Source organism: Mycolicibacterium litorale (genome assembly GCF_010731695.1).
In the GTDB taxonomy this organism is placed as follows: Bacteria; Actinomycetota; Actinomycetes; order Mycobacteriales; family Mycobacteriaceae; genus Mycobacterium; species Mycobacterium litorale.
In genome coordinates, this window is record NZ_AP022586.1 from 1,541,770 (window position 1) to 1,556,020 (window position 14,251).

Annotated in this window: 13 protein-coding genes and 1 riboswitch; all 13 genes read left to right on the forward strand. The window is 69.4% G+C overall.

Annotated elements, in window-relative coordinates:
* The first annotated feature begins 573 nt into the window (after window positions 1-573).
* The 13 genes from G6N30_RS07235 to gcvP all read left to right on the forward strand — a co-directional run bounded on the left by G6N30_RS07235 (window position 574) and on the right by gcvP (window position 14,251).
* Complete coding sequence (locus G6N30_RS07235; protein WP_163687453.1) at window positions 574-1,428, forward strand: TRAP transporter substrate-binding protein; 855 nt, start codon at window positions 574-576, stop codon at window positions 1,426-1,428.
* Window positions 1,425-2,222, forward strand: a complete 798-nt coding sequence (locus tag G6N30_RS07240; protein ID WP_134060895.1) for a maleate cis-trans isomerase family protein — start codon at window positions 1,425-1,427, stop codon at window positions 2,220-2,222. Before G6N30_RS07235 ends, G6N30_RS07240 begins: the two co-directional genes overlap by 4 nt.
* Window positions 2,219-2,797, forward strand: coding sequence for a TRAP transporter small permease (locus G6N30_RS07245; protein WP_163687456.1), 579 nt, complete (start codon window positions 2,219-2,221; stop codon window positions 2,795-2,797). The genes G6N30_RS07240 and G6N30_RS07245 overlap by 4 nt, the downstream gene beginning before the upstream one ends.
* Entirely contained in the window at window positions 2,794-4,074 is a 1,281-nt protein-coding gene (locus G6N30_RS07250) for a TRAP transporter large permease (RefSeq protein WP_134060894.1), read from the forward strand. The genes G6N30_RS07245 and G6N30_RS07250 overlap by 4 nt, the downstream gene beginning before the upstream one ends.
* The gene (locus G6N30_RS07255) at window positions 4,071-5,000 is read left to right on the forward strand and encodes a LysR family transcriptional regulator (RefSeq protein ID WP_197906166.1); all 930 of its coding nucleotides are present in this window, start codon (window positions 4,071-4,073) and stop codon (window positions 4,998-5,000) included. The genes G6N30_RS07250 and G6N30_RS07255 overlap by 4 nt, the downstream gene beginning before the upstream one ends.
* Before the next feature lie 12 nt (window positions 5,001-5,012).
* Window positions 5,013-5,807 (forward strand): alpha/beta fold hydrolase, encoded by a 795-nt coding sequence (locus G6N30_RS07260; protein WP_134060892.1) that lies wholly within the window; start codon window positions 5,013-5,015, stop codon window positions 5,805-5,807.
* Complete coding sequence (locus tag G6N30_RS07265; protein WP_134060891.1) at window positions 5,804-6,787, forward strand: zinc-binding dehydrogenase; 984 nt, start codon at window positions 5,804-5,806, stop codon at window positions 6,785-6,787. Before G6N30_RS07260 ends, G6N30_RS07265 begins: the two co-directional genes overlap by 4 nt.
* 76 nt (window positions 6,788-6,863) lie before the next feature.
* Entirely contained in the window at window positions 6,864-7,379 is a 516-nt protein-coding gene (locus G6N30_RS07270; protein WP_163687459.1) for a flavin reductase family protein, read from the forward strand.
* Window positions 7,376-8,836, forward strand: coding sequence for a 4-hydroxyphenylacetate 3-hydroxylase family protein (locus G6N30_RS07275; RefSeq protein WP_134060889.1), 1,461 nt, complete (start codon window positions 7,376-7,378; stop codon window positions 8,834-8,836). Before G6N30_RS07270 ends, G6N30_RS07275 begins: the two co-directional genes overlap by 4 nt.
* Window positions 8,833-9,249 (forward strand): RidA family protein, encoded by a 417-nt coding sequence (locus G6N30_RS07280; RefSeq protein ID WP_134060888.1) that lies wholly within the window; start codon window positions 8,833-8,835, stop codon window positions 9,247-9,249. The genes G6N30_RS07275 and G6N30_RS07280 overlap by 4 nt, the downstream gene beginning before the upstream one ends.
* A complete protein-coding gene (locus G6N30_RS07285) occupies window positions 9,246-9,920 on the forward strand; it encodes a DUF1028 domain-containing protein (protein ID WP_134060887.1) in 675 nt (224 codons plus the stop codon). Before G6N30_RS07280 ends, G6N30_RS07285 begins: the two co-directional genes overlap by 4 nt.
* Window positions 9,910-11,127, forward strand: coding sequence for a M20 family metallopeptidase (locus tag G6N30_RS07290; RefSeq protein WP_407664711.1), 1,218 nt, complete (start codon window positions 9,910-9,912; stop codon window positions 11,125-11,127). The genes G6N30_RS07285 and G6N30_RS07290 overlap by 11 nt, the downstream gene beginning before the upstream one ends.
* 14 nt (window positions 11,128-11,141) lie before the next feature.
* A riboswitch (glycine riboswitch) is annotated at window positions 11,142-11,240 on the forward strand.
* A 164-nt stretch (window positions 11,241-11,404) separates the two neighbouring features.
* On the forward strand, window positions 11,405-14,251 hold the full coding sequence (gcvP, locus tag G6N30_RS07295; protein WP_134060885.1) for an aminomethyl-transferring glycine dehydrogenase: 2,847 nt from the start codon (window positions 11,405-11,407) through the stop codon (window positions 14,249-14,251).

Below are 14,251 nucleotides of genomic sequence, written 5' to 3' on the forward strand. Positions count from 1 at the left end.
GCGTGGATGTGCATCTGATCCGCAGACACCTCAGCGCTGAAGGTATCGGATTTTCCGAACTGCCGTACTCCTCGCACGGCGCCGCCGCCGGCATGACGTTCCTCACTCCGGCGTGACCGGACACTTCGAGACCCGCACGGACACGACGAGACGGGCACCGGTGGGGACGCGACCGGCGGCGATGCGTCGCCGTGCCGGCAGCGCAACCCCATAGTGAAACCCGGATCTGTTAACTCCGTGTCACGGCGAAGTTCCATCTGCCGCAGTTAATTTCACGTTACAGAGCATCTGTTTGACAGATGCAGACAGTCGCTTTTGACTGTTTGACGCACGGGCGTTCGTCTCGGACTCTTGAAAACACCAGCGGCCGAGCCGCATTCGCTTCAGTCCGACCGCCGGTCGAGCCCACGAGAGGAATTACCCATGAGGCCAAGCGTCAAAACAATTGCCGCGTGCGGTTTCACCGCACTGCTGACACTGACCGCGTGTTCTTCCGGGGAAACCCAAACAGATTCGGACACAACAAAACTCACGCTGGCTGTCGAGACCAGCCAGGGTGACCCGCTGGCCGATATGCTGCTGGCATTCGCCGACGAGGTCCGAGCCGAACTCGGTGACTCCGTCGAACTCAACGTGCAGACCGGCGGTGCCATCGGTGACGAGGAGGCGGTGCTGCAGGGTCTGCGCGCCGGCGCCGTCGACGTCGCTGCGGTCAGCGGCTCGGTCGCCAACATCGACCCGATGTTCAACGTCATGGAAATGCCGTTCCTGTTCACCGACCGGCAGACCGCCGCGGAATTCCTCGACGGCGACTTCGGCGACGAACTGAGCGAATCCCTGGTCGGCACCGCCGGTGCCCGGGTAGTGGGATTCGGCGAGAACGGCTTCCGTCACATCACCAACAACACCCGTCCGATCAACACGTCCACCGACCTGCAGGGGCTCAAGATCCGGGTGCCCGGAAACCCGGCACGGGTCATGATGTTCGAGGCGCTCGGGGCGACGCCCACGCAGATCGACATCGGAGAGGCCTACCTCGCGCTCGACCAGGGTGTGCTCGACGGCCAGGAGAACCCGCTCAAGGTCATCGACGCCTTCTCGTTCTACGAGAAGCAGCGCTACCTGACGCTCACCTCGCACATCTACAGTCCGGTCTACCTGGCGGTCAACGAAAAGACATGGCAGGGAATGGCACCCGAGGTCCAGCAGGGTCTGCAGACCGCGGCCGCGGCGGCTGCGGAAACCAGCCGCAAGTCGGGTGCGGAGGCCGACGAAGTGCTGGTGGCCAAGTTCGAGCAGGCCGGCGTCCAGGTGAACGAGGCCGACGTCAACCAGCTCAGCGAGACCGTGTCCGCGGTCCGTGAGGAGATCGCCGGCGAGATCCCCGGCGACTTCGCCCAGCGGGTGCTCGCCGAGTACAACCAGTGAGCGCCGAGCACCGCCGGCGGCCGGCTCTGCCCCTCGCCGAACTCACCACCGCCACCCGAATCGGCTTGGTGTACATGGCGTCCAGCACACTGATGGAAGCCGAGATGTACGCCATGGCGACACCTTCAGCCACCGTGCACACCAGCCGGGTGACGCTGCCGTCGGTCACGGTCGACGGCATCGATGCGATGATGCGCTCGCCGGAACTGCGGACGGCCGTCGAACTCGTCGCACAGGCCCCGCTCGACCTGCTGCTCTTCGGCGGCACCAGCGCGTCCTTCCTGCACGGCACGGCCTGGGACCGGATGCTGATCGAACACCTCGAAGAGTGGAGCGGCCTGGCCGGGCGCTGTACCACGACCTCCACGGCCAGCGTCGCGGCGCTCGACGCGGTCGGTGCGGGCGCCATCGCGCTGGTCACCCCGTACCGCCAGGAGGTGATCGACCGGGCCGAGCGCTTCTTCGCCGACAACGGGCATCCGGTGGTCGCCAGTGTCGGCCTCGGCATCACCGACGACCGGGAACTCGCGCGCGTTCCCCTCGACGACGTCTACGACCTGGCGCTGGCCACCGACGTCGCCGCAGCCGACGCGGTGTTCATCAGCTGCACCAACTTCGCCAGCGTCGGCGCGATCGCCGCGTTGGAGGAGGCGCTGGGCAAACCGGTGATCAGTGCGGTGCAGGCGTCGTTCTGGTACGCGCTCCAGCTCACCGGTTCGGCGGCCGCCCGACCGGGATTCGGGCAGCTGTTCGGGGCGCGCGCGCCCGTGGCCACCTCGGGATCACGGCCGTGACCCCCGAAGCGCCCAACGCGCATACGATTTCGGGTTCAGCCGATGTCGCCGAACACCTCGATTCGACGTTCGGCGTGGAACCCGCCACGTACGCCGACACCGTCGTCGACCGCGTGCTGGAAGCGGTCGCGGCACTGCTGCTGGCGTCCATCACGCTGGTGCTGTTCGTCAACGCCGGGCTTCGGTTCGTGTTCGACTCACCGTGGGGCGGAACCGAAGAACTCGTCACCGGGCTGATGCTGTGGTTGACGATGCTGGGGTTCACGATCGGCGTGCGCCGCCGAGAGTCGATCGAGGTGCGCGCCTTCGTCGACCGGCTACCGGTCCGCCTCGCGGTGTGGCTCAAGCTGGCCACCGACCTGCTCATGGCGCTGATCCTCCTGCACCTGGCGTGGTTCGCCTACCGGTATGTCACCGAGTTCGGCGGCGATCTGACCCCGTTCCTGCGGTTGCCCCGCGGATTCTTCACCGCCGCGCTGCCCGTCGGCGCCGTCGCCGCCGCGGTGATCGTCCTCGTCCAACTGCCCGGCGTGCGCGCGGCGGTCCTGCGCCAGCGTGAGGAGTATCAGCCGTGACGATCACCGTGACCCTCGCCGTGATCATCGGGTTGCTGGTGTTCGGCACCCCGCTCATCGTGTCCATGGCCGCCGGCGTCGCGCTCTACACGATGCTCGAGGGCGGCTGGATGATGCAGTACCCGCAGCAGGTCACAGAAGGAATGGGCAGCTTCGTCCTGCTCGCGATGCCGTTGTTCATCCTCGCCGGGGTGGTGATGAACGCCGGCGGCATCGCCGACCGTGTGTTCGCCTTCGCGCGTTCACTTTTCGGTCCGCTGCCGGGCGGGCTGGCTCAGGTCGACGTCACCACCAGCCTGTTCTTCGGCGGCATGGTCGGCACGTCGGTGGCCGATCTGGCCGGCACCGGCTCGACACTCATCCCGCAGATGAAACGCCACGGCTATCCCGCGCCGTACGCCGCGGCCGTCACGGCGTCATCGTCGGGCATCGGACCGCTGATCCCCCCGTCGTCGCCGATGATCCTCTATGCCGCGGCGACCGGCACGTCGCTGGGCACGCTGTTCTTCGCCGGCGTCGTGCCCGGGGTGATCCTCACCGTCGCGCTGATGGTGACCGTCGGTGTCCAGGCCAAACGCAACGGCTGGGGCGAGAAGATCGCCTTCGACTGGCGCGAGGTGTTGCGCACGCTGCGGGCCTCGGCGCTCGCTTTCGGTGTGCCCGTGCTCATCCTGCTCGGCCTCACCCTCGGTGTCTTCACCCCGACCGAGTCAGGTGCGTTCGCGGTCGTGTACGCCATCCTGATCTCCGCGGTCGCCTACCGGTCACTGGGCCTGCGCAGGCTGTACCGCTGTCTCGTGGAGGCCGCGGTGCTGACCGGTGAGGTGATGCTGATCGTCGGGGTCTCGGTGGCCTTGGGCGCGGTGCTGGCGATGGCCGGTCTGCCGCAGGTGCTGGCCGACTTCGCCACCTCCGTGGTCCCCGGTGACACGCAGCTGGGATACGTCGTCGTGCTGACCGTGGTCGCCGTCCTCGCCGGGATGTTGTTCGACCCGCTCATCCCGGTCATCATGCCGGTGCTGCTGCCGACGATCCTGCAGGTGGGTATCGACCCCGTCTATTTCGGCGTGATCATCGTGCTGACGGTCATCGTCGGTCAGGTGACCCCGCCCGTGGCGATGTCGTTGGTGGTCGCGGCGAAGATCGCCAAGGTCGACGCATGGGCGGTGCTGCGGGCCAACACGCCGTTCCTCGTCGCGACCCTGGTCGTGCTGGCACTCGTCATCGCGTTCCCCGCGCTGGCGACCTGGCTGCCGTCCGTGCTTGGCCAGCCGTGACGAGCGTCGACCAGCTACGGGGGATCTCCCTGACACAGCTGCGGTACTTCATCCGGGTGGCCGAGCGGGAGAGCATGACCCGGGCGGCGGAGGATCTGTTCGTCGCGCAGTCCGCGGTGTCCTCGGCGGTCGCCCATCTCGAGAAGGAGCTGGGCGTCCAGCTGTTCATCCGCCGCCACGCCAAGGGGCTGATCCTCACCCCCGCGGGCCGCGAACTGCTGCTGCGTGCCAGGCAGATCCTCACCGCGCTCGCCGAGTCCCTCGAGTCGATCGCCGGTGACGCGCGGGCGTTGTGGGGTGCGCTGCACGTGGTGTGCTTCAGTCCGCTGGCGCCGTTCTACCTGCCGTCCATCCTCACCGGTCTCAAGCTCGAGCACCCGGGCCTCGAACTCCTGGTGAGCGAGGCGGTGGCCGGAGAAGTGGGTGAGTACCTGGAGTCCGGGCGCGCCGAGGTCGCGTTGACCTACGACCTCGCCCTCGCCGACGGCATCGAACGCGAGGTGCTGGCCGAGATCCGGCCGTACGTGGCCCTACCGGCCGGACACCGCCTCGCCGACGCGCCGAGCGTGCACCTGCGGGACCTCGTCGAGGAGGACATGATCCTCGTCGACCTGCCGTACAGCCGTGACTACTTCATCGGCGTCTTCACCGCCCGTGGGCTGGCGCCGAAGATCCAGTACCGATCGGGCAGCTACGAGACGGTCCGCGCGATGGTCGCACAGCACCACGGGTACAGCCTGCTGCACCAGCGGCCGGCGACCGACACCACCTACGGCGGTGGCCGCGTCGTCGCGGTACCGCTGGCCGACGATGTGGAACCGCTGCGCGTGGTGGTCGCCCACCTGGGTTCGCTGCGGCTGAGCCGTCGCGCCCGCGCCTTCACCGATCGGTGCCGGGTGGTCGTCACCGATGTCAACCCCGGCTGAATCGGAGCCCGAATGCAGACCCCACCCGTCCCCGCGTATGTGGCGACGCCGGACGGCCGGATGCACGTCGTCACGCGCGGAACCGGCCCCGCGCTGGTGCTGCTGCACCAGACGCCGCGGTGCTGGGACGAATACCGAACGCTCCTCGACCATCTCGACGGTTACCGCGTCATCGTCCCGGACCTGCCCGGCCACGGCGCGTCGGATCCAACGCAGGAGAACACCGTCGGCGCCACGGCACGCGCAGTGCTCGGGATCCTCGACGCGCTCGGCGTCCCGCGCGCACACGTGGTGGGACACCACTTCGGCGGCCTGGTGGCGTATCACCTCGCCGCGACCCACCCGTACCGGGTCGAGTCGCTCGTACTGTCCTCCACGCCCTACATCGACGCCGCAGAGCGCGAACGCAGGCGCGACGCACTGCCGTTCAACAGCGTCGCAGGCCCCGCGGACGGCGCGCACCTACACCGGCTCTGGGAACGCCGGTCGAGCTACCTCGCCACGCCCGACCCGCTGGTGTTGAGCCGTTACGTGCGTGACGTGCTGGCCCATCCCGACCCCGACCGAGGTCACGCGGCGGTGGCGGCCTACCGCTCCGAGGACGCCGTCGGCCGGTACGACGGCCCGGTGCTGTGCATCGCGTCGGCCTGCGATCCTCGGTCTTTCCCGCACCGCGGCCGGATCCTGGCGGCCTTCCCCCAGGCGACCGAACACGTGCTGGGGGGCGACATCTCGAGTCCGGAGACCTGTCCGGAAGACTTCGCCGCGGCCGTCACCGGCTTCCACCGGCGGCTGGCCGGCCGATGAGCACCGATGAGATGCGGGCCGCAGTGCTGAAGCGGGCCGGTGGACCCGACGTGCTGACGCTCGACCGGGTGCGTACGCCGGGCCCTGCGGCCGGTGAGGTGCTGGTGCGGGTGTGCGCGTTCGGGCTGAACAACGCCGAGGTGCTGCAACGCCGCGGTGCGATGCCCGGGCCGCCCGGCGGGATTCCTGGACTGGAGTGTTCGGGCGTCGTCGCTGCCACCGGACCCGGGGTCACCGGGTGGGAGCCGGGGGACCGGGTGGCGGCGCTGGCGCGCTGCGGTACGTACGCCGAGTTCGTGGCCGTCCCGGCCGGGGCGTGTATGCGCGTGCCCGACGGCCTCGACCTCACGGTGGCCGCCGCCGCCCCCGAAGCCGCCGCGACCGCATGGTGGAACCTGGTGCGCCGCGGCCGGATGCGGGCGGGGGAGCGGGTGCTGATCCACGGTGCCGCCGGGGGAGTCGGCTCCGTCGCGGTGCAGCTGGCGCGGCAGCTCGGCGGGTACGTGGTCGGTACCGCCCGCGGTGACCGGAAGACGGCGCTGTGCGCAGAGCTCGGCTGTCACGACGTGATCGACTACGGCCGCGTCGACGTATCACTGTCGGCGAGTGGACTGTTCGACGTGATCCTCGACAATCAGGGGGGACCCGCCGTTGCGGCGAACGTCTCGCTGCTCGCGCCGTTCGGCCGTCTGGTCATCGTCGGCGTGCAGGCCGGTGGGCCGGGCCGGCTCGATGCGGCCGAGCTGATGAGTCGCGCGGCCGAGGTGTCGTCGTCAAGCCTGGGCCGCCTGGATGACGATGTCCGGCAACAGCTCTGCCGAAACGTGGAACGGGAGGTCCTCCCTCGACTGGCCGACGGTGCGATCCGCGTGGTGGTCGACAGCCGGTTCGGATTCGAGGACATCGTCGGTGCGCATGAGCGGTTCAGCGCACCCGATCGCGTCGGCAAGGTGCTCGTGACGGTGACCGATGACATCTGATGATCCGATGCAGCGCAACGCAATCAACTGTTTGCACGATGATGCCGGTGCCGGAAGGATCGATAGTGTGAACACGATGCCGCTCGTCGCTCCGCACGACTTCGTCCGCGCGATCACCCGCACGGCCACCCCGGTCTCCATCGTCACCGCGCAAGGCGGTGGGGTGCGACTCGGTCAGACGGTGTCGGCATTCAACCGGGTGTCCGACGAGCCGGCGATCCTCGGAGTCTGCATCAACCGGCGCAGCCCGATCCATGCCGTGATCCGCGCCTGCGGCGCGTTCAACGTCTCAGTGCTGGCCCGTGAACACCGCGGTGTCGCAGACTGTTTCGCCGGCAGGGGCGGCCCCGACCGGGCACCGTTCACCTTCCTCGACCGGGAGTGGCAGACCGGCGTCAACGGGCTGCCGGTCTTCGCCGACGGACTCGCGGCCTTCGAATGCACGGTGCACAGCATCACCGAGATCGGTTCGCACCTGCTGTATCTCGGCGAAGTCGGCCGGGTGGTGCACCGCGACGCCGAACCCCTACTCCACCAACGCGGCAGCTATCGCACGTTGGCCCAGCAGGACACGGAAGGACACCACGCATGATCAGGACCGGAGACCAGTACCGCGACGAGATCCGCGGTGGGCGCGAGATCTACATCGACGGCGAACGGGTGGAGGACGTCACCAAGCACCCGATGTTCGCACCCATCGTCGACATCAGGGCGCGCATCTACGACCTGGCGCACGAGGCGCAGACCCAGGACGTGATGACCTACGTCGACGAGAACGGCGAGCGCAACGCGATCGCGAACAAACTGCCGTTCACGCAGAAGGATTGGCACGACAAGCGCGCCGCGATCGATCTGGTGCTCGACGAGGCGCGCGGCGTGGTGACCCGGGTCGGTGACGAGACCGTCGGCGAGATGTGGGCGCTCTACGACGGTCAGGACGTGCTCAACGAGGTCGACCCTCGGTTCGCCGAGAACATCCGGCGCCATGTCCACAAGGCCGCCACCGGCGACCCGTTCCACATCTCGGCCAACACCGATCCGAAGGGCGACCGGTCGAAGCGGCCACAGGATCAGGACCCCGACATGCTCCTGCACGTGGTGAGGGAGACCGACGACGGCATCATCGTGCGCGGCGCCAAGTACGAGACCGCCGCCCCGTACGCCACGCAGGCGTACACCAAACCCACCATCGCCAACTGGGGCGACGCCTTGCTCTCGGACTACGCCGTCGGCTTCATCGCCGACCTCAACGCCCCTAATCTGAAGTTCATCTGCCGCACCGGTTTTGCCGGTCGCCGGGATGCCGCGGACTACCCGTTGTCGAACCGGGTGGACGAGGTGGAGTCGCTGGTGATCTTCGACAACGTGCTGATCCCCTGGGACGACATCCTGTTCTACCGGCACACCAGGGCCGCGACCTTCGTCCGCAGCTGTCTGCACCGCTACAGCGCGCTGCCCTACGTACACCGCTCGATCCGGTTCGCCGACCTGATGATCGGTGCGGCGCTGTACAACGTGCGCCAGACCGGTCTGGACAAGAACCCTGCCGTACAGGAGAAGCTGGCGATGCTGGCCTGCTACCGCGAGGGCATCGACGCGCATCTGACCGCCTCGATCGCCACCGCCGAGACCAGCCCCGGCGGCCTGCTCATGCCGAACCAGTCCCTGCTCTACGCCGGGCGGGTGTGGGCGCAGACCCAGCTGCCGCAGATGATGCACTATGCGCGCGAACTGTGCGGCGGGCAGATCTGCATCACCCCGGACTCGGCCACCTTCTCCACACCCGGCGCGTCGGAGTGGCTCGAGAAGTACTACTCGATCACCGACGAATGGCAGGCCGACGACCGTCGCAAACTCCTGGCCTTCGCCCGCGACCTGCTCAACAGCGACTACGCCGGTCACCGGCTGACCTTCCAGTTGTTCGCGCAGGCACCGCCTTTCGCGCACTACCAGGCCGTGTACCGCAACTTCGACTTCGACGGGCCGCTGGCGATGGTGCGGGCCGCCGCTGAGCTGTCCGAGCGGGTGGACGGAGGCGTTTCGGCGTGACCCATCGGCGGATCCGTCCCTTCAACACCCGCGACACCTACCCGGAGCAGAACCTGGACAACGATCTGTGTCAGGCCGTCGTGGCCGGCGACACCATCTACCTGCGCGGCCAGATCGGCCAGGATCTCGACACCGCGGTCAGCGTCGGCGTCGGCGACGTCACCGCGCAGGCCGAACAGGCGATGGCCAACGTCGCCACCCTGCTGGGCGAAGCCGGGGCATCGCTGGACGACATCGTCAAGGTGACCGTCTACCTCGTCGATTCCCGGTACCGGGAGAGCGTCTATCGGGTGATGGGGCGCTGGCTGCGCGGCGTCCACCCCGTCTCCACCGGTCTGGTGGTCAGCGCGCTGGCCCGCCCGGAGTGGCTGGTCGAAATCGACGTGGTCGCCGTGCGGCAGGCGGCGTCGTGACGTTCTCGCTCGCCGCCGTCGACCGAGACACCGGCGCATTGGGCATGGTCATCGCATCGTCCTCTCCCGCAGTCGCATCGCGCTGCCTGACCATCCGCCCGGGGCTGGGGGCAGCTGCGAGCCAGAACGTCACCGACCCCCGCCTCGGCGAGAAGCTCCTCGACCGGCTGGCGGCGGGGGACAACCCGCGGGAGGCCATGTCGGCCGTCGTCGCCGGCCACGAACTGCGTGACTACCGCCAGCTGACCGTGCTGGACAGCACCGGTCGCTGTGCGGCGTTCAGCGGTGCGGGAGCACTGGGCACACACCACCACCTCGAAGGAGACGGCGTGGTGGCCGCGGGCAACATGCTCGCGGGACGCCGGACGATCACCGAGCTGGTGCGCGGCTACGAGCGTTCGACCGCAACGGAATTCGAAGGCAGACTGCTCGACGGACTGGGCGCCGCGCTGGCCGCCGGTGGGGAGGAGGGCCCTGTCCACGCGGCCGGCCTGCTGGTCTACCGCGAAGTGGAGTGGCCGGAGACCACACTGCGGGTCGACTGGGCCGACGATCCGTACGAAGCGTTGTGCGCGCTGTGGGATGTCTGGGCGCCCCAGCGCGACGACTACGTCCGGCGGGCGCTGGATCCCGCGGCGGCACCGTCGTTCGGAGCGCCCGGTGACCTCTGACCCCGCGCAGCACCGGGACGCCACGGCGCGCCGCAAGCGGGCCGCGCAGGAGTGTCTCGACCGCCGCTGGGACACGATCCGCGAGATCAGCACCGGCCTGCACGCCGACCCGGAGACCGCGTGGCACGAGGTGCGCGCCCATCGCCGGCTCACCGCGCTGCTCGCATCCGAGGGATTCACCGTCGACCCGAGGGCCGGAGGCCTCGACACCGCCTTCCGCGCCACCGCCGGCTCCGGGCCCGTCCACGTGGCGTTCGTCGCGGAGTACGACGCTCTGCCCGGGCTCGGCCACGCCTGCGGCCACAACCTGATCGCGGCGGCCTCGGTCGGCGCGGCGCTGATGGTGCGCGCCGCCGAGGACGCGGTGCCGGGGGCGGGGCTCACGGTGCACGTCATCGGCACACCGGCCGAGGAGGGCGGCGGCGGCAAGATCCTGATGCTCGAGGCCGGACAGTTCGCCGACATCGATGCGGCGATGATGATGCACCCCGGGCCGGCCGACGCCGCGCGCGCCGAGCCGTTCGCCGTCGCGCACTGGGAGGTCACCTACCGGGGTGTCGGTGCGCACGCCGCGGCATACCCGCATCTGGGGGTCAACGCCGCTGACGGGTTCACCGTCGCCCAGGTCGCGATCGGACTCCTGCGTCAGCACCTGCCGCCGACCGTGCGGGTGCACGGAGTGGTCACCGAGGCGGGAACGGCGCCCAACGCGGTGCCCGACCTCGCGACGGGCCGCTGGTACGTGCGGGCGGCAAGCCTGTCCGAACTCGACGACGTCGAGCGGCGAATACGGGCCTGTTTCACCGCGGGCGCCACCGCCACCGGATGCGAACTGCGGATTCGCGACGAATCGCCCCGCTATTCGGAGTTCCGTACCGACGAGCAGCTGCTCGGCTGGTTCGTCGACAACGCCGCGGCCCTTGGCCGGGACATGACCTCGCCGCCGCCGGACGGCGCGGCGGCGATGAGGACGGCGTCGACGGACATGGGCAACGTGTCCCAGCACGTCCGGGCCATCCACCCGTACCTCGGCATCGGCTCGCTGCCTGCGGTCAACCACCAGCGCGCGTTCGCCGACGCGGCGGTCGGACCGCTGGCCGAGCGGGCGCTGCGCGACGGCGCGACGGCGCTGGCATGGACGGCGATCGACTTCGCCGCGCATGCTGCCGCGACCTCGCGGTGCACCCACTCGGATCGAGCCCGCTAAACTGGTGCCTGCATCGCCCGTGTGCGGGAGAGCTCCGTGACCGCCAGTCACGGGCGCCGAAGGAGCAACACCTCTCCGTCAACCTCTCAGGCACCCAGGACCGCGCACGGTTTCGATGCCTCTGGAAAGCGGTGGACCAGCGGTCCACCCGCCCATGGGGAAAGGCACGGATCCCGACGGCGTCGGACCGCGCTGAATCTCTCAGGCGCCCGCCCGGGTCGACGACAGAGGGAGAGGGATCGTCCAGCGGTTCTGCGCCCGGTAGGAGATCTCACCCGTGCTCGATGCTCATCAGCCCCGTTTCGCCGACCGGCACATCGGTCCCGACTCCGACGCCGTCGCGGTCATGCTCGACACGATCGGCGTGGCGACCCTCGACGACCTCGCCGCCAAGGCCCTGCCGGCCAACATCCTCGACGCGCTGTCGGCCGACGGAGTCGCGCCCGGCCTGGAGTCGCTGCCTGCCCCCGCGTCCGAGGCCGAGGCGCTGGCCGAACTGCGCGCGCTGGCCGAGTCGAACACCGTCGCGGTGTCGATGATCGGCCAGGGGTACTTCGACACCCTCACCCCGCCGGTGTTGCGCCGCAACATCCTGGAGAACCCGGCCTGGTACACCGCCTATACGCCGTATCAGCCCGAGATCAGCCAGGGCCGTCTCGAGGCGCTGCTGAACTTCCAGACCATGGTGTGCGACCTGACCGGCCTCGAAGTGGCGAATGCGTCGATGCTCGACGAGGCCACCGCGGCTGCCGAGGCCATGACGCTGATGCAGCGCGCCGGCCGCAGCACGTCGACTCGCCTGGCCGTCGACGCCGACGTGTACCGCCAGACCGCAGCCGTCCTGGCCACCCGCGCCCGCCCGCTCGGGATCGAGATCGTGACCGCCGACCTGCGCCAGGGCCTGCCCGAGGGCGACTTCTTCGGGGTGATCGTCCAGCTGCCCGGCGCGAGCGGTGCCCTCGTCGACTGGGCGCCGCTGGTCGCCGAGGCGCACGAGCGCGGTGCCCTCGTCGCGGTGGGCGCTGACCTGCTCGCGATGACCATCGTCACCCCACCGGGCGAGTACGACGCCGACGTCGCCTTCGGCAGCACCCAGCGGTTCGGTGTGCCGATGGGATTCGGCGGTCCGCACGCCGGCTACCTCGCCGTCCACACCAAGCACGCCCGGCAGCTGCCCGGCCGTCTGGTCGGGGTGTCGGTGGACGCCGACGGCGCGCCGGCGTACCGGCTCGCGTTGCAGACGCGAGAACAGCACATCCGCCGGGACAAGGCGACCAGCAACATCTGCACCGCGCAGGTGCTGCTGGCGGTCATGGCGGCCATGTACGCCAGCTATCACGGTGCCGAGGGGCTGACCTCGATCGCCCGCCGCGTGCACGGGCACGCCCGTGCGGTCGCCACCGGTCTGGCGCAGGCCGGTGTGGAGGTGGTGCACGACGCGTTCTTCGACACCGTGCTGGCCCGCGTGCCCGGCCGCGCCGCCGAGATCCGCGATACCGCCAAGTCGCACGGGATCAACCTCTGGTTGGTCGACGCCGACCACGTCTCCGTGGCGTGTGATGAGGCGACCACCGCGGACCACGTCGCCGCGGTGCTGGCCGCGTTCGGCGCCACCCGCGGTGGCCAGCCGTTCACCGGTCCCGAGATCGCCACGCGCACTTCGCCTTTCCTCACCCACCCGGCGTTCACCCGGTACCGCACCGAAACCGAGATGATGCGTTACCTGCGGTCGTTGGCGGACAAGGACATCGCGCTGGACCGCAGCATGATTCCGCTGGGTTCGTGCACGATGAAGCTCAACGCCGCCGCCGAGATGGAGCCGATCACCTGGCCGGAGTTCGCCAGGCAGCATCCGTTCGCCCCTGAGGGTGACGCCCCGGGCCTGCGCCGGCTGATCGCCGATCTGCAGACCTGGCTCACCGGCATCACCGGCTATGACGAGATCTCGTTGCAGCCCAACGCCGGATCGCAGGGCGAGTACGCCGGACTGTTGGCGATCAAGGCCTACCACGAGGCCAACGGCGCCCCCGAGCGCGACGTGTGCCTGATCCCGTCGAGCGCCCACGGCACGAACGCCGCGTCCGCGGCGCTGGCCGGGATGCGGGTCGTGGTGGTGGCGTGCCGCGCCAACGGCGACGTCGACCTGGACGATCTGCGCGCCAAGGTCACCGAGAACGCCGACCGGCTGGCCGCGCTGATGATCACCTACCCGTCCACCCACGGCGTGTACGAGCACGACGTCGCGGACATCTGCGCGGCCGTGCACGATGCGGGCGGGCAGGTCTACGTCGACGGCGCGAACCTCAACGCCCTGGTCGGGCTCGCCCGCCCGGGCCGCTTCGGCGGCGACGTCAGCCACCTCAACCTGCACAAGACGTTCTGCATCCCGCACGGCGGCGGCGGGCCGGGTGTCGGCCCCGTCGCGGTCCGTGCTCACCTCGCGCCGTACCTGCCGGGTCATCCGCTCGCCGCGGAACTGGGTGACGACTACACCGTGTCGGCCGCCCCGTACGGTTCCGCGTCGATCCTGCCGATCACCTGGATGTACATCCGGATGATGGGCGCGCCCGGTCTGCGCGCGGCCTCGCTGACGGCGATCGCCTCGGCGAACTACGTGGCCCGCCGCCTCGACGAGTACTACCCGGTGCTGTACACCGGCGAGAACGGCATGGTCGCCCACGAGTGCATCCTGGACCTGCGCACCATCACCAAGCAGACCGGTGTCACGGTGGACGATGTGGCGAAGCGGCTGGCGGACTTCGGATTCCACGCACCGACCATGAGTTTCCCGGTGGCGGGCACCCTGATGGTCGAGCCGACCGAGAGTGAATCGCTGACCGAGGTGAACGCGTTCTGTGAGGCGATGATCGCGATTCGCGCGGAGATCGACCAGGTCGGTTCGGGTGCGTGGCCGGTGGACGACAACCCGCTGCGCGGTGCGCCGCACACCGCCGAATCGCTGTTGGTGACGGAGTGGGACCACCCGTACACCAGGGAGCAGGCCGCCTATCCGCTGGGCAAGAGTTTCCGGCCGAAGGTCTGGCCGCCGGTGCGCCGGATCGACGGTGCATACGGCGACCGCAATCTGGTGTGTTCGTGCCCGCCCGTCGAGGCTTTCGCCTGA

Excerpts from the sequence above, each read along its gene's own strand:
- G6N30_RS07235 (WP_163687453.1), top strand. The coding sequence starts at position 574 with ATGCTGCTGGCATTCGCCGACGAGGTCCGAGCCGAACTCGGTGACTCC.
- G6N30_RS07260 (WP_134060892.1), top strand. The coding sequence starts at position 5,013 with ATGCAGACCCCACCCGTCCCCGCGTATGTGGCGACGCCGGACGGCCGG.
- G6N30_RS07265 (WP_134060891.1), top strand. The coding sequence starts at position 5,804 with ATGAGCACCGATGAGATGCGGGCCGCAGTGCTGAAGCGGGCCGGTGGA.
- G6N30_RS07270 (WP_163687459.1), top strand. The coding sequence starts at position 6,864 with ATGCCGCTCGTCGCTCCGCACGACTTCGTCCGCGCGATCACCCGCACG.
- G6N30_RS07275 (WP_134060889.1), top strand. The coding sequence starts at position 7,376 with ATGATCAGGACCGGAGACCAGTACCGCGACGAGATCCGCGGTGGGCGC.